The following is an 18,009-nucleotide window of genomic DNA, read 5'->3' on the forward strand; positions in this document are numbered from 1 at the left end:
GACATTCTATAGAAGCGTTAAAAGTTTTTACGCTGTGAAAAACTTAACGCTTCTTATATATAAGGAGAGAAACTAAACCATGCGTAAAGTACAGAAGATGACGATTGTCAGTCAAAAAATGATTGCAAAAAATGTTTTTGAATTAGTATTAAGTGGTGACTTAGTTGAGTGCATGTTACAAGCTGGGCAGTTTGTTAATATTAAAATTAATGAGGTGGCTTATCCACTTTTAAGACGTCCAATCTCAATTTGTCATATTGATTATGAATTAAATCAGTTTACTGTCATCTACCGTGCTGAGGGTGAAGGAACAAAACTGTTATCTTTAAAAACTGCAGGTGAATTAGTTGATATTTTAGGTCCTCTTGGGACAGGATTTGAAATTGATGAAGTTCAAACTTCTGAGACAGTTGTGTTAGTCGGAGGTGGAATTGGGGTTCCGCCAATGTATGAAATGGCTAAGCGTCTAAATGCTAAAGGCGTTAAAGTAATCAGTGTGCTTGGATTTGCATCAAGTGCCGATGTTTTTTATGAAGAAGAATTTAAGAAGTTTGCAGAAGTATATATCGCAACAATGGACGGAAGCCATGGATTTAAAGGAAATGTTGTGGAGTTAATGAAGTCTGAAAATTTAGAATTTGATTGGATTTTTGGATGTGGACCAAAGGTGATGTTAAAAGCAATCGAAACAGAATACGGTCAAACGAAAAAAGGATATTTATCATTTGAAGAGCGTATGGCTTGTGGAATTGGAGCTTGCTACGCTTGTGTTTGCCAGTTAAATAACGGAAAAATGGCACGTGTCTGTAAAGAAGGACCAGTCTTTAAACTTGGGGAGGTAGCACTATAATGAATCGTTTAGCAGTTAATTTACCTGGATTAGAATTAAAAAATCCTGTTATTCCGGCATCTGGATGTTTTGGTTTTGGACGTGAGTTTGCAGAGTATTATGATTTGTCTCGTCTTGGATCAATTATGATTAAAGCAGCTACTGATGAAGCGCGTGTCGGGAATCCAACTCCACGAGTTGCTGAAACACCAGGTGGAATGTTAAATGCCATCGGATTACAAAATCCAGGTGTTGATGTAATTATTGAATGTGAATTACCATTTTTAGAGCAATATGATTTACCAATTATCGCAAACGTAGCAGGAAAAACGTTAGAAGAGTACGTAACAGTTGCTAAAAAAATCTGTCAGGCTCCAAATGTGGCAGCACTTGAAATTAATATTTCTTGTCCAAATGTTAAAGAGGGTGGGATTGCCTTTGGAACTGATGCTAAAGTCGCAGCAGAATTAACAAAAGCAATTAAAGAAGTTTCAACGGTACCAGTTTACATTAAATTATCTCCAAATGTAACAAATGTTGTTGAAATTGCAAAAGCAGTTGAAGCAGCAGGAGCTGATGGAATTACGATGATTAATACACTTCTTGGAATGCGATTCGATATGAAAACAGGAAAACCAATACTAGCAAATGGAACAGGTGGATTATCAGGACCAGCTATTAAACCAGTAGCTCTTCGTATGATTCACGATGTTTACAAAAATGTTAATATCCCAATCATCGGAATGGGTGGAATTGAAACAGCAGAAGATGTATTAGAATTCTTCTATGCAGGAGCAAGCGCAGTCGCTGTTGGAACAGCAAACTTCATTAACCCATATGTATGTGTGGATATTATTGAGCAATTACCAGCCGTACTTGATAAATACGGATTCGAAAAATTAAGTGACGCAACGGGATATGCTCATAAATAAGATCCTACTAATTTGCAATACGTCTTTTTAGTTTGCTAGGGTTAATTAAATATAGATAAAAGGAATAGCTCGTTTAGTGGGAAACGAACTATTCCTTTTTTGTTATAAGATGCCGAATTTAAATTAAGAGAATCGGTGCAGTGTATAATAAAGTTAAATGTGGGGGAGGGGATTACTATGCGTAAATATAGGTTGAGTTTATTATTAATCATATGTTTTATGATGATGGGATGTAGTCAGCAACCAGTTGAACAAGAAGTTATTGAAGAAACTGTGGATAATGAAAATCAGTTAGAGGTATTAGCCGAATTTATACCTGAGTTAAAGTTGGAAACTCTTAATTTACAAAATTTAGAACCTTATGAGGTGAGATATACTCCTTATGAAAGTGATTGTGGTATTTATACGGGAGTAAATAACATTGATTTACGTATTGAGGAGTATTATAACGAAAATACCAGGACGTATTCTTATGTATTAACGGTAGAGGAAAAGGAATTAGAAGAAGATTCGGAGTTTGTACCATACAAAATAATTAAGATTCAAGTTGGAACACTGCCAGATGAGGAAAAAGGAATTTATACGTTGAGTACAACAAGTCCACTTTATATAAATCTAGAGTATAGAGAAGCATTCGAAATGAATTTTTATGGACAAAATTATTTTTTGTTTAGTTCAAGTAATCGATTATTTGATGAAGAGTTTCGAGTGGAATTACTCATGGTTAATCAGGAGCCGCTTGATGATTATGAACCTTACTCACAGACGTTTCGCTTAATCAATACATCTAGTAGAGGGAATAATAGTTATACGATATTAACGGATTAGGAAATAACTTATTAAATTGAAGACTTCGAATGAAGTCTTTTTATTTTTAATCTAGTCTAAGCTAAGTCTGGTCTTCATCTTTTTTATGTTAAAATTTATTTAAAAATGAAGAATGTGGATTAGTTGTTTCGGATATATGGGTGACACGTGTTAAGGGAGGTATTTTTAGGTGGAGATTGAGCAAGTCATTGAGGAAGTGCTAAACAATTATAATGCTTATGAGAAAATCATTGATGTTTATTATACAGATATTTATCAGTATGTTTTGAAACAGATTGGGGATGTGGAAGTAACGAAGGAGCTTTGTCAGGATATCTTTTTTGAGACTTATCGCTCTTTGAAACGTTATGATAAGAAAAAGGCGAGTTTTAGAACATGGCTATACAAAATTGCGAATTATCGTTGCATTGATTATCTACGAAGTCGAGCCTATAAATATCAAGCTGATTCTTTCGATGAAGCGATCAAGACTATAGCTGATAACTCAAACGATGTGTTAACAACATTAATTCAGCAAGAAAAGACGCAGACAGTGAACGAACTGATGCGTCGTTGTTTAAAACCCAAGCATGAACGCATTATGAGATATTACTTTTATGCTGATTTATCAGTTGGGGAAATTTCTATTCTTGAAAAAATGCCAACTAAAACGATTTATACGATTATTAATAGAAGTTTAGAAAAGTTAAAACAAGAATTAGGAGGGGATTTTAATGAAAGATAAACTCATAGAAGAACAAAAGAAAATCATTATGAATCGGATTCAGAATTATGAGAATAAAAAACGTAAAAATTTTAAACCGATGATTTTAGTAGCCGCTATTTTATTAATTTTTATGATGCCACTGTTTTCAACTTCATCAAGCTCTTTTGGAATTACGCAAATTAATGCAAATGAATATACGCTAAATATTTTTGGGGATAAAGTTCATTTTAAATTTTATGCTTTGATGGAAAATCCAAATAAAATATTGATTAATGATGAGACGTCTTACTATGAAGGATTTCAAAAGTATTTTGATCTAACTTCAAAATTTAAATTAGAGCCGATTGAAATTGAAGGATACCTATTTTTGAAGATGATGAAAGGCAATGAAGTCATCAGTTATTTATATGTGGATAACTATGATGAGCATACTAGGTCTGTGCAAATGATAGATCGAAAGTTTTCTAATTTTGAAAGTGAGATACGTGAAATCATAGAAAATGTGAAGGTTTATCCATATGAGATAACGATTGAATCTGATGGTTGGTGCAGGGTCGAGGCAAATCAGGATGCATGGGCATTGAGTGAAAAAGAATTAGAGGATTATTTGTGGTTTAAAGAGATGCAATTACGTGTGTGGTCATCAGAGCCCATTGATGAGTATGAGGTTGTTATTTATTTAGATGAAGCGGGCAAGATGATAAACACGGGACATGTGATTGGACGATATAGTGAAGAGTTAGGTGTAGATTTTGCTGTTAATCCAACAGGTACGTTATCAGGTCATGACGAGGTAAATGGGCTGAAGATTGCATCGTATAAATATTTATTTGAAGAAATGGACGGAATACCTTGGGTAGCGGCGATGAAAATTGATTTTGGGCATTTAAATCCTGATGATTATGAGGTGAGATTGAACATTAATGATGAGATTGTTTCGTTGCAATGGTCTCTAAAAGATGAGGGAATCCTTTATTTAGCTTCTGAATTTATGCCATTAAATCAAAGGACAGAAAATATAGGGGGACAAAATGAATCAACTGTTCCGGTTGAAATGTATGTTGAATTATTAATTGTGGATAAATTAACAGGCGAAGTTTTAGTTAATTATAGTGACTATAATAGTATGGGTCCAACGATATATGAAGAACCTTAAAAGGGTCATCTCTATGCGAGATGACTTTTTTATTTGATCGGTGTATAGTTGATTTGTGATTCTTCATCGGTACGTATAATTTTGAAAATAACAGGACGAATCCCATCGTTGCACGAACAGATTGCGACTCCTTTTTTATCAATCCAATCTCCATAGTAGAAGGTTTCACTTTCATGGGATAAGGCAAAGACGTATTGATACATGGCTTTCCATGCCTCATCGCATAATCCTTCTGGTTTAGCATAGTCACCATAAAAGATATCCCCAACTTTATGCATTGGACATTTTCCCAGATCTTTGCATCCATATTCTTTTGCTAAATCTTCGTGAAATGTTGTTTTTAAAACTTCAATCTTACACTTTTTCAATCTTAGCACTCCTCACTTAGTTATCTTTGTGTTGCTACTAATATAATCCATGTTTTATACTTGAACAAGAATGCACTTTAAAGTAAGGTACTAACTGTTAGGAAAGTGGGGGAGAAACGATAATGAGTATGAGCGAGTTTAAAGATAAAGATTTAACAGATATTAAAGCGACACCATTTGGATATACACTTTCGATTATTGGTGGAAAGTGGAAGATGATTATTATGTTTTGGCTAGTTGAATATGAGATTTTACGCTATGGACAGTTGAAACGATTGGTTGGTCAAATTAGTGATAAGGTACTAAATACTCAGTTAAAAGAATTAGAACGAGACGGAATTATTACTCGAAAAGAATATCCACAGATTCCTCCAAGAGTTGAATATTCGTTGACACCACGTGGCTTATCATTAATGCCGATTTTAGAAGAAATATGTCACTGGGGAGAATCAAACCGAAAACAATAAATTACTTATTTTTCGATAGTTGACAAAAAACACCTTATCTTCTATAATGATTGAGATAGCTTTAATTCGGTCCCGTGAGGCTGAGAAGAACACGTTTAAAATAAAAAAAATATTCCGATTATTTAATGGAATTCGTGTATCCTCTTTTAGCATACTTACAGGCTGAAAGGGGATTTTTTTATACAGACGCGGGTTAAAGCATAAAGTTAATTGGGAGGTATTTTATGAATAAAGCAGTTATCATCGCATTAGATTTTAAAAATTTTGAAGAAACAAAAGCATTCATCGATCAATTTGAAGAGTCTTTATACGTTAAAGTAGGGATGGAGCTGTTTTATGCTGAAGGTCCTCAAATCATTAAATACTTAAAAGAAAAAAATCATAAAATTTTCTTAGATTTAAAATTACATGACATTCCAAACACTGTGAAAAGCGCCATGAAAAACTTAGCGCGTCTAGGTGTGGATATGGTTAACGTTCATGCAGCAGGTACAATTCCGATGATGAAAGCTGCAATGGAAGGATTAATTGAAGGAACACCTGAAGGAATGAATCGTCCTTTATGTATTGCTGTTACCCAATTAACTTCAACAACTGAAGAAATTATGCAAGAACAAATTTTAATTAATGAAACTTTACCTAATACAGTTTTAAAATATGCAACAAATACAAAAGAAGCAGGGCTAGACGGGATTGTATGTTCGGCTTTAGAAACAAAGGAAATCCATGAAAAATTAGGATTAGACTTTGTAACATGTACGCCAGGAATTCGCCAAGCTAGTGACTCTGTAGATGATCAAAAACGCGTTGTAACGCCAGAAAAAGCACGTGAATTAGGATCAGACTATATTGTAGTCGGACGCTCAATTACCAAAGCAGAAAATCCAGTTGAAACATATCGCTTAATTAATAAACAATTTTTAGGATTATAAAATAAAAATATAAAATGATAACGATGAGGAGAGATTTCTTTATGAAACGTACAATTGCTAAACACTTATTAGATATTCATGCTGTATTATTACGCCCAGAAAATCCATTTACTTGGACTTCAGGAATCAAATCACCAATTTATTGTGACAATCGTTTAACATTATCTTACCCAGCTGTTCGTCGTGATATTGAAGCAGGATTATGCGAAATTATTAAAAATGAATATCCAGAATGTGAAATGTTAATGGGAACAGCGACAGCTGGGATTCCTCATGCCGCAATTATGGCTGGTATTTTAGACTTACCAATGGGATATGTTCGTTCATCAGCTAAAAAACACGGACGTGGAAACCAAGTTGAAGGATTAGTTAAAGAAGGGATGAAAGTAGTTGTTGTTGAAGATTTAATTTCAACAGGAAAATCTTCAATTGAAGCAGTAGAAGTATTACGCGAATTAGGATGCGATGTTTTAGGAATCGTTTCTATCTTCTCTTATGAGTTAGAATCAGGACTTAAAAATTTAGAGGCTGCATCTTGTAAAAATGTTTCTTTATGTAATTATCAAACATTAGTTGAGGTAGCTGCTGAAGTTGGAGAAATTAGTGAAGATTCTATCGCTAAATTATCAGCATGGCGTCAAAACCCAGCAGATGAAAGTTGGTTAACAAAATAATTTTAAACATCGAGGATGCAAATGCATCCTTTTCTTGTATCTAATGATGCTGTAGATTATGATTAATACATTATAAGCAATCAACAGGAGGAAAGAATGATGAATGTTAAACGTTATTTTATCACAGGGGCATCAAGTGGAATTGGAGAAGATGTGACCAAAAAATTGATTGAATCGAATTATGAGGTCATAGGATGTGGATTAGAAGAAGAGACAGATTTTAAGCATCCTAATTTCTATTATTTCCAAGCTGATGTTACTGATTGGCAGTCGTTGACCTTAAAGTTAAAAGAAGTGATGACAGAGAATCAATTTGAAAAAATTGACGGAATTGTGACGAGTGCAGGTGTTTGTGGAGTTGCTGAAGATATTTATGGGACAACAGAAGAGCGTTTTGCTGAATTGTTCAATGTTAATGTGATGGGAACCTATAATTCAATTCGTGCAGCATTACCTTACTTACAAAATGGTGCAATTGTAACGTTGTCTTCAAGTCTTGGTACGAAACCTGTTAAAAATTGTATTGGATATTCTCCTGCTAAAGCGGCAATCTGTCAGTTAACTCAAAATTTAGCACTTGAATTAGCACCTAATATTCGTGTAAATACTGTGGCACCTTCTTATATTGATACTCCAATGACGAGAAGAGAACCAGAAAAAGATGCAATGCGTCAGGCACTAGTAGCCAATTATCCGCTGCAACGTATTGGATACATTGAAGACGTTACGCCAGCTATTTTATATTTATTAAGTGATCAAGCTTCATTTATTACAGGAGAGATTCTTCGCGTTAGTGGTGGTGGACACTTACGATAATCAAAATATTCGTTAAATTTTGATAAATTTCTCTCATTAAAATCCATTTTTATCCATATTAAAAGTTGACAAAAGAACTAATAGAAGGCATGATAAATATGTAGAAGTGTGTTTTGACATAGGCTACAACATAGTGAATAATCTTTCTGATTTAGAAAAGGGTGAAGTTATGGGAGAACGTGTTATTATTGCATCACAATCAGAGAAGTTAGTTTCAAGTATTAGATCACAAATTGTAAGCAATGGCTATGAAGTTGTGGGAGTTAGTACAGATGGGTATGAATTAATTCGTCGTGCTAAAGCTTTATCGCCAGAAGTTGTCATCATTGATGAAGACTTAGGAGGAGTGAGCATTGTATCACTTGTAGAAACACTCATTTTTGAGCGTCAAGCTGTTTTATTATTGGGGAAATCGTATCAGAAATTTTATTATCGTCAGGATCCTTATTTTGAATTTTGTGAGAAGCCAGTACAACCCATTGTTTTAGTAACGATGTTACGTGTATTGACGAAGTATGGTCAGACTGTCAGACAGTTAGAATCTAAAGTAAATCAATTAGAAGAAGCACAAAAAACGGAAAAAGCTATTCGGTTAGCGAAACGAGCTCTTCAACAAAATGAAAATATGACAGAGGACGAAGCACATCGTTATATTCAAAAGAGGAGTATGGAGCTTAGGATTAGTAAACTAGAACTTTCTGAAAGAATTTTAAAAAGTTATCAGAAAAAGAGTTGATTTTTCAAAGGGCATCTCATATAATGGAAATATAGACAAGGGCGTCTTTAAGTAGCAAATAAATAAACTAATAAATGGTGAACAATGGGGTTCATTAAGTGAAACACTTATATAGTGTTAGCTTAGTGACCCTTTTTTTGTTAGTTTAACTCATTTTACGAAGTAAAATGTAGTTAAACTATACACCTTGAGGTGTCTTCACTAGTGCTTTTAATGAGATGCGAATAAATCTTATAAAGATGACACTTTTAGGCATTCAACGGAGAATGGAAAATGTTCAGTATTTAATCAATCATTAGATAGTAAACAGAGAGTATTAAGAATTTATGAGGAGGAATTGTGTTATGGCAACTTTCACTAAAGAAGAAATTTTACGTCTTGCACATGAAGAAGGGGTAAACTTTATTCGTTTAATGTTTACAGATTTATTTGGGGTATTAAAAAATGTTGAGATTCCATTATCTCAATTAGAAAAAGCATTAAACAATCAAATGATGTTTGACGGATCATCAATTGAAGGATTCACTCGTATCCAAGAATCTGATATGTACTTATATCCAGATTATAGCACTTGGTTAGTATTCCCTTGGAATCCAGGTGAAGCTAAAATTGCTCGTTTAATCTGTGATGTTCACAACGTAGATGGAGAACCATTTGCTGGAGATCCACGTTCAAACTTACGTCGTGTCATTAAAGAAATGAACGATTTAGGATTTACTCGTTTTAACTTAGGACCAGAAGCTGAGTTCTTCTTATTCAAATTAGATGAAAATGGAATGCCAACTCGTGAATTAAATGATCACGGAGGATATTTCGATTTTGCGCCACTTGACTTAGCTGAAAACTGCCGTCGTGATATCGTAATTGAACTTGAAAAATTAGGATTCGAAATTGAAGCATCTCACCATGAGGTAGCTCCAGGACAACACGAAATCGACTTCAAATATGATGACGTATTAGCGGCATGTGACAAAATCCAAACATTCAAATTAGTAGTTAAATCAATTGCTCGTAAACATGGATTATATGCAACATTCATGCCAAAACCAATCGCTGGAATCAACGGTTCAGGAATGCACTGTAACGTATCATTGTTCAATGAAGATGGAACAAATGCATTCTATGATCCAAGTGGAGACTTACAATTAAGTGAAACAGCATATCACTTCTTAGCTGGTATCTTAACACATGTTCGTAACTTTACGGCTGTTTCAAATCCAACAGTTAACTCATATAAACGTTTAACTCCTGGATATGAAGCACCAGTATACGTAGCTTGGTCACCATCTAACCGTTCACCACTAGTACGTGTTCCTGCATCTCGTGGGATGGGAACTCGTTTGGAAGTTCGTTCAGTAGATCCATCTGCAAATCCATACTTAGCATTAGCAGCTATTTTATCAGCTGGACTTGATGGAATTAAAAACAAATTAACTCCTCCTGCATCAGTTGAAGAAAATATTTTTGAAATGAACCAAGAAGAGTTAGATGCTCATGGAATTACAGCTTTACCAGGAACTTTATTCGATGCTTTAACTTTATTAGAGCAAGATGAAGTGATTAAAGCTGCATTAGGATCACACATTTTTGAAAAATTTGTTGAAGCTAAACATCAAGAATACGATGAATATCGTTTAGCTGTTCATGATTGGGAATTAAAACGTTACATGAGCTTATTATAATAAAATCTTTTCGATTTTAGGGAGTATCAAATATAATCATTCTTTTTTGGGGGGAAACAAAAAAGAATAATCAAAGGGATACTGAATCAGTTGCAAATAGTAACTGATTCAGTATCCCTTTTCATCTATAAATAGGTGAGAAGGGATGTTATAATTTTAGTGAAATTTTTCAAATGGGTGATCAATAATGGGGATATTAGAGGAACTTAGTAATCCAACGTTCAAAGTAACAAAATCGGATAAAATTTTAATCGAATACATAAAAAACACACTGAATACGGTGGTTTATAAGCCAATATCTGAAATAGCTAAAGAATCAGGTATTGGAGAAGCGACGGTTACTCGATTTACAAAAAAATTAGGATATAGTGGTTTCCAAGAATTTAAAATTAATTTAACGAAAGAATTAACGCTTCAAGAAGAAAAAGTGATTATGAATCCTAATATAAGTTGTAATGAAGAAGTAACAGAAACAGCTATGAAATTGTTTCAGGCCACATCAGAGGTATTACATCAAACACTTGAAAAAATTAATCCACATATGATTGTACAGTGTGTGCAAATGTTAACAAAAGCACGAAAAATTTATATCATTGGAATAGGATACTCAGGGATTGTTGCGACAGATTTTAATTATAAATTAATGAGAATTGGAGCTAATAGTTTTCCCATCATAGATAGTCATACGATGTTAATGTTAGCCTCTATTATGCATCAAGATGATATTATTTTAGCAATCTCTCATTCAGGAAATACAGATGAAGTGATTGAAACCGTTCATCTGGCAAAACAGCAAGGAGCAAAAATTATCGCTTTAACTGAAAATTACAACAGTCCATTGCTTCAATTAGCCGATGTTTTTTTAACATATCAGTCAAATGAAACAACATTTGAAACAGGCTCAGTTACTTCAAAACTAGCTCAAATGTTTATGCTCGATCTCATTTACACGGAAATGATTAAAGAACAATTTGATGACGTATTAGAAAAGAAAGTTAAAACAACTGATGTTATTGTAGCGTATAAAAATAAACGCAAAAAAAATTAGATATCTAACATGTTATTTAGTCGAAAATATGTTAAGTTAGGAATAGAAGTAAAAAGTGGAATTTTAAAAGTGAACGTTGTTTCAGAAGAAGGGGCGTTAGATTTTAACATTACATCAACTGATGGAACTGATGATGAAGCTTTTAAAGATATTGTGGGTAAGTGTGAAAAATATGAATGATCGGTTGAAGTGGAGGTGGAGTCAGGTGAGAGTTAAGACAGTCGATATTCATTCGATGACTGTGATGCAGGCCAAAAGTTTTTTACTTCAGACGTTCAATAAATTAGAGCCAGGGATCGAGGAAGTGATTGTTATTCATGGATTTAATCAAGGTACTTCTTTAAAAGAGTTAGTTTTACATGAATTTAAACATCCTAAAATTCAGTCAAAATATCCATCGCTGAATTCAGGTCGAACACGAATCTTTATTAAATCATAGTGTTTTTTTAGTAATCTGTTTTATAATAAGGATAGATATGAAAAAGGAGTGAAAGAGATGAAATTAATGTTTGCATCCGACATTCACGGTTCGGCGTATTGGGCTAAAAAAATTCTTGAACGCTTTGAATCAGAAGAAGCTGATTACTTAGTATTACTTGGAGATATTTTATATCATGGGCCACGTAATCCGTTGCCTCAAGATTATAATCCACAGGTTGTCATTAAATTATTAAATAGCGTTAAAGATAAAATTATTGCCGTACGTGGAAACTGCGATAGCGAAGTCGATCAAATGGTTTTAGAGTTTCCAATCATGGCAGACTATAATATCATACCATTTAAACATCGCAAGATAATGGCGAGCCATGGACATATTTATGATGAGAATAAACTTCCGATTTCACTTGCACAAGGTGATGTTTTCATTTTTGGACACATTCACGTTCCTGTTTTAAAACAACTAGAAGGAATTTATATCTTAAATCCTGGTTCAGCTACCCTTCCAAAAGAAAATCATCCCAACACTTACGCAACTTTAGTTGGGGATCATTTTAAAGTCAAAACATTTGATGGAGAAGTATATAAAGATTTACATCTAAAATAAAGAAAACTCGTCGATTAGACGAGTTTTTTCTTGTTTATTGGTTGTATGGTTCGATAAATTTTGTCATAAACTCTTCAAGCGTACCAATCTGATAATAATGCATCAGTCTTGCCACTCTTTTTCCTACAAAGGTGATATGCCAGGGTTCATACCTATATCCGGTTAAATGACTCAGTCCTTTTTGGTAACGAATAATAAATCCATACTCATGTGCATGATTATTAATCCAGTTTGATTCCTTTGTCCCTTCAAATTTATCTGATTCATGGTCTGTTTCACAAATATCAATAGCGTAGCCTGTTTGATGTTCACTGTGTCCTGCTCTTGCACTATAAGTATCCACAGCTTGCATGGAATCTTTTTTTAAGTAGTCGTGATAAAGATTTTCTTGATAATCAAATGTTCGATAGGCGGACACAACGGATAAATGACAACCTGCTACACGAGCATCTTCTTGTAGTTGTAAAAAAGCTTCTACTGTATTTTGACAGGCCTGATATGTCGAGTTAGGAAAATAAGTGAGAGTGGAAGGGATAAAGTGAGATGGCAATTTTTTATACTTATTAACGAGTAGCGGAAATACACTTGTATCTTTAATTTCTTCAATCCCTTCATAAAAGGGTCGATAAAGTCCAGCGTTGACTTGCCAGATCACATCAGATGTTTGAAGCTGTGGATTTTTAAGGGCATAATCATAATAATGTTGTAAATGTTCTTCCTTATAATAAGAATAAAATTCAAAGCGGTTCAAATCATCACCTCCCACTAGTTTATACTATAGAATATGAACCCCCTCATGCTAAACATGCATGAGGGGGTTCTGTTTTTTTGATACGCAATATTGAGTCATTTATAGATTTCTAAAACTAATATATATAATAATACGTGATGAGTGATTTTTTCAGAAAATTATATCTATTTTTTTGCCTAGTAGTTCAGGATTATTTTTTACGTAAAATGCTAGCGAACCTACATTTTAAGAATCAGTTTTAATTCATAGTAGACAGATTTATAAATTTAAATACGAGCTACATTTGTTTTTTTAGCTGTTTCTTTAACAGCCTCTGCGACTTTTTTAGCAACATCAGGATTGAATGGCGACGGAATAATGAAATCAGGTGCTAATTCATCGTCACTTACACAAGAGGCGATGGCGATTGCAGCTGCCATTTTCATTTCTTCATTGATTTTTTTAGCACGAGCGTCAAGTGCTCCACGGAAAATGCCTGGGAAGGCTAAGACGTTATTAATTTGGTTCGGGAAGTCTGAGCGTCCGGTACCAACGACTAGTGCGCCACCTTCTTTTGCTAAATCTGGCATGATTTCAGGATTTGGATTGGCCATTGCAAAGATAAAAGGATCTTTGTTCATTTTAGCAATCATTTCTTTTGTTACAATGTTAGCAACAGAGACACCGATAAATACATCGGCTCCAACTAAGGCACTTGCTAATGTATCATCCCCGATGAAATCTTCAGGATTTGTAATTTCAAGTAATTCCTTTGTTAAGAAGTCATAACGGTCTGCTTTACTTTTGTGGACAATTCCATCGATATTATATCCAATAATATTTTTAACGCCTAAAGCATGTAACATTTTAATAATAGAGCTTCCCGCTGCTCCTGTTCCACTGACGATAACTTTTAAAGATGATAGTTCTTTATTTGTTAATTTGCACGCATTAATCAATGCGGCACTCACAACAATGGCTGTTCCGTGTTGGTCATCATGAAAAACTGGAATATCCATTTCTTCGATTAAACGGCGTTCGATTTCAACGCAACGAGGTGCTGAAATATCTTCAAGGTTGATTCCACCTAAAGATGGGGCAAGTAGTTTACAAGTTTGAATGATAAGTTCTACATCTTGAGTATCGAGGCATAATGGGAAAGAATCAACATTTGCAAATTGTTTTAATAAAATTGATTTTCCCTCCATAACAGGTAGAGCTGCTTTAGGACCGATATTTCCAAGCCCTAAAACGGCTGAACCATCGGTAATAACGGCAACCATATTCCCTTTACTTGTGTATTTATAAATTTCATCTTCATTTTTAGCGATTTCACGACAAGGTTCGGCCACACCTGGCGAGTATGCTAAACTTAAATCTTCTTTTGTTTCTACCTTAACTTTTGAATTAATTTCTATTTTTCCACGAGCTGATTCGTGTAGTGCTAACGATTTTTCAAATACATTCATGATGTTTCCTCCAAATAGTAATGTTTTTTAGTTTTGAGTTGAATATAGACTATTACCGTAACAATCCGTTGCTACGATAACAGGGAAATCTTCTACATATAGGCGTCTAATGGCCTCTGTACCTAAATCATCAAATGCAATGACTTCGCATTCTTTAATTTGTTTTGCAAGTAATGCAGCGGCTCCACCTACTGCAGCAAAATAAATACCAGTATTTTGTTTCATTGATTCAATAACTAGTTCATTTCTTGGCCCTTTTCCAATCATTCCACTTAACCCAAGTTCTAGTAAAGTTGGAGAGTAGGCATCCATTCGATAACTGGTTGTTGGACCTGCAGAACCAATAACGGCTCCAGGTTTTTCAGGTGTTGGACCAACATAATAGATGATATTATCTTTTAAATCAAAAGGAAGAGGTTCATTATGTTCGATTAATTCAATTAAACGTTTATGAGCGGCATCACGTGCCGTATAAATAACACCTGTTATTTTAACCATATCTCCAGCTTTTAATGTTTTAACGATATCCTTTGTTAAAGGTGTTTGTAAATTTATCATGACGGCCCCCTAAAAAATTTCTGTTAAATGTCTAGAAGCGTGACATTGGATGTTTACGGCCACGGGAAGCGATGCGATGTGACATGGATAGGTGTTAACTTTAACGGCTAACGCTGTTGTAACCCCTCCAAATCCCATTGGACCAATATTTAATTCGTTAATTTCTTTTAATAGTTCAGTTTCTAATTTAGCGGCAATCTCATCTTGCGACTGGTCTTTTATTTCACGCATTAAAGCTTGTTTTGAAAGAAGGGCACATTTTTCAAAGTTACCACCGATTCCAATCCCAACAATAATCGGAGGACATGGATTTCCACCTGCTTTTAAGACAGTATCAATAACGAACCGTTTAACTCCTTCATATCCATCTGATGGTTTTAACATTGAAATTGCGCTGACGTTTTCACTTCCGGCACCTTTAGGAGCAATGGTAATTTTTAATTGATCCCCTTCTGTAAAATTATAGTGGATAATAGCGGGAGTATTATCCTTTGTATTAATACGGTGAAGCGGGTGAGCGACGACCGATTTTCTTAAATATCCTTTTTCGTATCCACGACGAATTCCTTCATGTATCGCAGCTTCAAGATTTCCAATGAGTTGAAGCTCGTGGCCAATTTCTACAAATACAACGACAATTCCTGTATCCTGGCACATTGGAACGTGATCTTTTGATGCAATTTCATCATTTTCTATAATTTGAGAAAGGATGGTTTTTCCTAGAGTAGAGGTTTCGACATCTTTTGCCATTCTTAATGTGTTAAATAATGAGTGACTGGCATAATAATTAGCTTCAATACACATTTGTTCAATTTTTGGAATAATACTTGAGACTTCAAGTTTTTTCATCTATAAAATCCCTCCTTATTACCTAATATTTTACAGTAATATAGAATATAATAAAAGGGAAACGACGAGCTTATAAATTTTGTTAGAGTGTCTTTCATTGATAGTAGAGATTTAATAAGAAATAATATTCCAAAATAACCACAAAATTATATTTTTGGTACAAAATTTCTTTTATTTTAGGGTGGAAAAATGTCTAATTTTGTAATTGATTACAATTATCATTAAATTTTGAAAAAAGTAATAGAGAAGCACTATAAAAGGTAAAATATCTTTAACAACTTAGGCCAAAGTTTGATATAATACAATAGGTATTCGTGTAGAACAGAAAGGAAGAGCGTCAATGGAAGTGATTAAAATAGAAGGAGGACGTCCTTTAAGAGGAACAGTCCGAATTGACAGTGCTAAAAATAGTACAGTTGCTTTAATTCCTGCGGCCATTTTAGCGGATTCTTCAGTTATATTAGAAGGCGTTCCACAAATTGTTGACGTCGATCATCTAGGAATGATGATTGAACAATTAAATGGTACATATAAGTTAGAAAATGATGAATTAATTATAGATCCTACAAACTTAATAAATACACCGTTAATTGAGGGTGCAGTCAATAAATTACGAGCTTCATATTATTTCATGGGAGCTTTGCTTGGAAAATTTAAAGAAGCGGTAATTGGAATGCCAGGAGGTTGTTATCTTGGACCTCGTCCGATTGATTTACATTTAAAAGGATTTGAAGCGTTAGGGGCAACCATTACTCAAGAAGCAGGGGCTATCAAATTAAAAGCGGATGTTTTACGTGGGGCAAAAATCTATCTAGATTTCCCATCAGTAGGGGCGACAATTAACATTATGTTAGCAGCTGTAAAAGCTGAGGGAACAACCGTGATTGAAAATGCAGCAAAAGAACCTGAAATTGTTGATATTGCAAACTTATTAAATAGTATGGGAGCAAAAATCAAAGGAGCAGGAACAGGAGAAATCCGTATTCAAGGGGTTGAAAAACTTCATGGAACTCGTCATGCAATTATTCCAGACCGTATTGAAGCGGGAACTTATATTACATTAGCAGCTGTAGCGGGAGAAGAAGTGAAAATTGATAATATCATTCCTCATCACTTAGAAGCATTAATTGCTAAATTACGTGAAATGGGTGTTGATATCGATGTTTTCACCGATCATGTGATTGTACGTGGATTAAAATCAATGAAAGCTGTAGATTTTAAAACCAGCACATATCCAGGACTAGCAACAGATTTACAACAACCATTAGTGACTTTATTAACTCAATCAACAGGAGTTGGAATGGTGACAGATACAATCTACTCTGACCGTTTTAAAAACTGCTTTGAGTTAAATAAAATGGGAGCTAATATCAAGGTACAAGGCAATTCAGCTATCGTTCAAGGTCCTAGCAAATTATATGCAGCACGCGTTAAAGCAACGGACTTAAGAGCAGGAGCATCACTTGTTATCGCTGGATTAGTTGCACAAGGTGTAACTGAAATCTCAAACACATATCATATTGATCGAGGATACTCGAACATTGAACAAAAATTAAATAACATCGGTGCCAAAGTATGGCGTGAAGATGTAAATGAGTAATAAAAAAATCAATAGAACATAATTGAAAAGCTTTATAGGATATAGGTGAAAAAATTAGAAAATTGGGAATATTTTTATTGCCGGATTCGTAAAATTTATATTGCACCATAACTATAAATCTAGTATAATTCTATTGTTATATAGACTTTCTCTGATTTAAAAATTAATCAGGGCCGAAGGAGTGAAAGAAATGAAACAAGGAATCCATCCAGAATACAACCGTATTAACGTAGTATGTACTACATGTGGAAACGAATTCGAAAGCGGATCTGTTAAGAAAGAAATCCGTGTTGACACTTGCTCAAACTGTCACCCATTCTATACAGGACGTCAAAAATTCGCTCAAGCTGACGGACGTATCGAACGCTTCAACAAAAAATACGGAATCAATTCTAAATAGTTTTGATACTAAAACACCACCATTTGTGTGGTGTTTTTTTTATACTTATAAAAATGAATATCTTCTCTTTTACTCATTTTTATCGGTTCTTTGTCAAATAGTGTTGCTGATTAATTTGTAACCTATTACAATGAACGACCGAATTGAAATCCTAGTAGCTATGCTGCTAGGATTTTTCTTTTGG

At 34.2% G+C, this 18,009-nt stretch carries 22 protein-coding genes; 17 read left to right on the forward strand and 5 right to left on the reverse strand.

Annotation, left to right across the window (positions count from 1 at the left end; all coding sequences use genetic code 11):
• The first annotated feature begins 79 nt into the window (after positions 1-79).
• The 5 genes from QWC74_RS00405 (at position 80) to QWC74_RS00425 (ending at position 4,451) form a co-directional block, all read left to right on the forward strand.
• Positions 80-850: a dihydroorotate dehydrogenase electron transfer subunit gene (locus tag QWC74_RS00405; protein WP_006785322.1), complete on the forward strand. Its 771-nt coding sequence runs from the start codon at positions 80-82 to the stop codon at positions 848-850.
• Entirely contained in the window at positions 850-1,761 is a 912-nt protein-coding gene (locus tag QWC74_RS00410; RefSeq protein ID WP_006785321.1) for a dihydroorotate dehydrogenase, read from the forward strand. The genes QWC74_RS00405 and QWC74_RS00410 overlap by 1 nt, the downstream gene beginning before the upstream one ends.
• Positions 1,762-1,938: 177 nt before the next feature.
• Positions 1,939-2,589, forward strand: coding sequence for a hypothetical protein (locus tag QWC74_RS00415; protein WP_006785320.1), 651 nt, complete (start codon positions 1,939-1,941; stop codon positions 2,587-2,589).
• A gap of 169 nt (positions 2,590-2,758) precedes the next feature.
• Entirely contained in the window at positions 2,759-3,313 is a 555-nt protein-coding gene (locus tag QWC74_RS00420; RefSeq protein WP_006785319.1) for an RNA polymerase sigma factor, read from the forward strand.
• A complete protein-coding gene (locus tag QWC74_RS00425; protein WP_006785318.1) occupies positions 3,303-4,451 on the forward strand; it encodes a hypothetical protein in 1,149 nt (382 codons plus the stop codon). Before QWC74_RS00420 ends, QWC74_RS00425 begins: the two co-directional genes overlap by 11 nt.
• A 29-nt stretch (positions 4,452-4,480) precedes the next feature.
• On the opposite strand, the gene QWC74_RS00430 is transcribed toward QWC74_RS00425, so the two are convergent.
• Entirely contained in the window at positions 4,481-4,819 is a 339-nt protein-coding gene (locus QWC74_RS00430; protein ID WP_006785317.1) for a TIGR04076 family protein, read from the reverse strand.
• Positions 4,820-4,941: 122 nt separating this feature from the next.
• Between QWC74_RS00430 and QWC74_RS00435 the strand changes: the two genes are divergently transcribed.
• From QWC74_RS00435 to yfcE, 10 genes are all read left to right on the forward strand, one after another.
• A complete protein-coding gene (locus QWC74_RS00435; RefSeq protein ID WP_006785316.1) occupies positions 4,942-5,286 on the forward strand; it encodes a helix-turn-helix domain-containing protein in 345 nt (114 codons plus the stop codon).
• Positions 5,287-5,510: 224 nt separating this feature from the next.
• Positions 5,511-6,218 (forward strand): orotidine-5'-phosphate decarboxylase, encoded by a 708-nt coding sequence (gene pyrF, locus QWC74_RS00440; RefSeq protein ID WP_006785315.1) that lies wholly within the window; start codon positions 5,511-5,513, stop codon positions 6,216-6,218.
• A 41-nt stretch (positions 6,219-6,259) separates the two neighbouring features.
• The gene (pyrE, locus tag QWC74_RS00445) at positions 6,260-6,892 is read left to right on the forward strand and encodes an orotate phosphoribosyltransferase (RefSeq protein ID WP_006785314.1); all 633 of its coding nucleotides are present in this window, start codon (positions 6,260-6,262) and stop codon (positions 6,890-6,892) included.
• A 99-nt stretch (positions 6,893-6,991) separates the two neighbouring features.
• Entirely contained in the window at positions 6,992-7,708 is a 717-nt protein-coding gene (locus QWC74_RS00450) for an SDR family NAD(P)-dependent oxidoreductase (RefSeq protein WP_229040130.1), read from the forward strand.
• 169 nt (positions 7,709-7,877) lie between these two features.
• Complete coding sequence (locus QWC74_RS00455; protein ID WP_006785312.1) at positions 7,878-8,444, forward strand: ANTAR domain-containing response regulator; 567 nt, start codon at positions 7,878-7,880, stop codon at positions 8,442-8,444.
• Positions 8,445-8,788: 344 nt separating this feature from the next.
• Positions 8,789-10,126 (forward strand): type I glutamate--ammonia ligase, encoded by a 1,338-nt coding sequence (gene glnA / locus QWC74_RS00460; protein ID WP_006785311.1) that lies wholly within the window; start codon positions 8,789-8,791, stop codon positions 10,124-10,126.
• A gap of 187 nt (positions 10,127-10,313) precedes the next feature.
• On the forward strand, positions 10,314-11,174 hold the full coding sequence (locus QWC74_RS00465) for a MurR/RpiR family transcriptional regulator (RefSeq protein WP_006785310.1): 861 nt from the start codon (positions 10,314-10,316) through the stop codon (positions 11,172-11,174).
• A 9-nt stretch (positions 11,175-11,183) separates the two neighbouring features.
• Positions 11,184-11,354 (forward strand): hypothetical protein, encoded by a 171-nt coding sequence (locus QWC74_RS00470; RefSeq protein WP_155222884.1) that lies wholly within the window; start codon positions 11,184-11,186, stop codon positions 11,352-11,354.
• A gap of 25 nt (positions 11,355-11,379) precedes the next feature.
• Complete coding sequence (locus QWC74_RS00475) at positions 11,380-11,613, forward strand: hypothetical protein (protein WP_006785309.1); 234 nt, start codon at positions 11,380-11,382, stop codon at positions 11,611-11,613.
• Positions 11,614-11,670: 57 nt separating this feature from the next.
• Positions 11,671-12,219 (forward strand): phosphodiesterase, encoded by a 549-nt coding sequence (gene yfcE, locus QWC74_RS00480; RefSeq protein WP_006785308.1) that lies wholly within the window; start codon positions 11,671-11,673, stop codon positions 12,217-12,219.
• Positions 12,220-12,253: 34 nt separating this feature from the next.
• Here the strand turns inward: yfcE and QWC74_RS00485 are convergent, their stop codons facing one another.
• From QWC74_RS00485 to QWC74_RS00500, 4 genes are all read right to left on the reverse strand, one after another.
• Positions 12,254-12,970, reverse strand: a complete 717-nt coding sequence (locus QWC74_RS00485) for a D-alanyl-D-alanine carboxypeptidase family protein (RefSeq protein WP_006785307.1) — start codon at positions 12,968-12,970, stop codon at positions 12,254-12,256.
• Positions 12,971-13,236: 266 nt separating this feature from the next.
• On the reverse strand, positions 13,237-14,418 hold the full coding sequence (locus QWC74_RS00490; RefSeq protein WP_006785306.1) for an NADP-dependent malic enzyme: 1,182 nt from the start codon (positions 14,416-14,418) through the stop codon (positions 13,237-13,239).
• A gap of 27 nt (positions 14,419-14,445) precedes the next feature.
• Positions 14,446-14,976 carry a Fe-S-containing hydro-lyase gene (locus QWC74_RS00495; protein WP_006785305.1) on the reverse strand — a complete coding sequence of 177 codons (531 nt, stop codon included), beginning with the start codon at positions 14,974-14,976 and terminating at the stop codon, positions 14,446-14,448.
• A gap of 9 nt (positions 14,977-14,985) precedes the next feature.
• The gene (locus tag QWC74_RS00500; protein ID WP_006785304.1) at positions 14,986-15,825 is read right to left on the reverse strand and encodes a fumarate hydratase; all 840 of its coding nucleotides are present in this window, start codon (positions 15,823-15,825) and stop codon (positions 14,986-14,988) included.
• A 340-nt stretch (positions 15,826-16,165) separates the two neighbouring features.
• Between QWC74_RS00500 and QWC74_RS00505 the strand changes: the two genes are divergently transcribed.
• On the forward strand, positions 16,166-17,425 hold the full coding sequence (locus tag QWC74_RS00505; protein ID WP_006785303.1) for a UDP-N-acetylglucosamine 1-carboxyvinyltransferase: 1,260 nt from the start codon (positions 16,166-16,168) through the stop codon (positions 17,423-17,425).
• Between the two features lie 190 nt (positions 17,426-17,615).
• Complete coding sequence (gene rpmE / locus QWC74_RS00510) at positions 17,616-17,825, forward strand: 50S ribosomal protein L31 (RefSeq protein ID WP_006785302.1); 210 nt, start codon at positions 17,616-17,618, stop codon at positions 17,823-17,825.
• The last annotated feature ends 184 nt before the right edge of the window (positions 17,826-18,009 follow it).

Origin of the sequence: uncultured Turicibacter sp. (assembly GCF_938044715.1) — a bacterium.
Lineage (GTDB): Bacteria > Bacillota_I > Bacilli_A > MOL361 > Turicibacteraceae > Turicibacter > Turicibacter sanguinis.

Coding starts and splice junctions, on each gene's coding strand:
- QWC74_RS00405 (WP_006785322.1), top strand. CDS start 80: ATGCGTAAAGTACAGAAGATGACGATTGTCAGTCAAAAAATGATTGCA.
- QWC74_RS00410 (WP_006785321.1), top strand. CDS start 850: ATGAATCGTTTAGCAGTTAATTTACCTGGATTAGAATTAAAAAATCCT.
- QWC74_RS00415 (WP_006785320.1), top strand. CDS start 1,939: ATGCGTAAATATAGGTTGAGTTTATTATTAATCATATGTTTTATGATG.
- QWC74_RS00425 (WP_006785318.1), top strand. CDS start 3,303: ATGAAAGATAAACTCATAGAAGAACAAAAGAAAATCATTATGAATCGG.
- QWC74_RS00435 (WP_006785316.1), top strand. CDS start 4,942: ATGAGTATGAGCGAGTTTAAAGATAAAGATTTAACAGATATTAAAGCG.
- pyrF (WP_006785315.1), top strand. CDS start 5,511: ATGAATAAAGCAGTTATCATCGCATTAGATTTTAAAAATTTTGAAGAA.
- pyrE (WP_006785314.1), top strand. CDS start 6,260: ATGAAACGTACAATTGCTAAACACTTATTAGATATTCATGCTGTATTA.
- QWC74_RS00450 (WP_229040130.1), top strand. CDS start 6,992: ATGAATGTTAAACGTTATTTTATCACAGGGGCATCAAGTGGAATTGGA.
- QWC74_RS00455 (WP_006785312.1), top strand. CDS start 7,878: ATGGGAGAACGTGTTATTATTGCATCACAATCAGAGAAGTTAGTTTCA.
- glnA (WP_006785311.1), top strand. CDS start 8,789: ATGGCAACTTTCACTAAAGAAGAAATTTTACGTCTTGCACATGAAGAA.
- QWC74_RS00465 (WP_006785310.1), top strand. CDS start 10,314: ATGGGGATATTAGAGGAACTTAGTAATCCAACGTTCAAAGTAACAAAA.
- QWC74_RS00470 (WP_155222884.1), top strand. CDS start 11,184: ATGTTATTTAGTCGAAAATATGTTAAGTTAGGAATAGAAGTAAAAAGT.
- yfcE (WP_006785308.1), top strand. CDS start 11,671: ATGAAATTAATGTTTGCATCCGACATTCACGGTTCGGCGTATTGGGCT.
- QWC74_RS00490 (WP_006785306.1), bottom strand. CDS start 14,418: ATGAATGTATTTGAAAAATCGTTAGCACTACACGAATCAGCTCGTGGA.
- QWC74_RS00495 (WP_006785305.1), bottom strand. CDS start 14,976: ATGATAAATTTACAAACACCTTTAACAAAGGATATCGTTAAAACATTA.
- QWC74_RS00500 (WP_006785304.1), bottom strand. CDS start 15,825: ATGAAAAAACTTGAAGTCTCAAGTATTATTCCAAAAATTGAACAAATG.
- QWC74_RS00505 (WP_006785303.1), top strand. CDS start 16,166: ATGGAAGTGATTAAAATAGAAGGAGGACGTCCTTTAAGAGGAACAGTC.
- rpmE (WP_006785302.1), top strand. CDS start 17,616: ATGAAACAAGGAATCCATCCAGAATACAACCGTATTAACGTAGTATGT.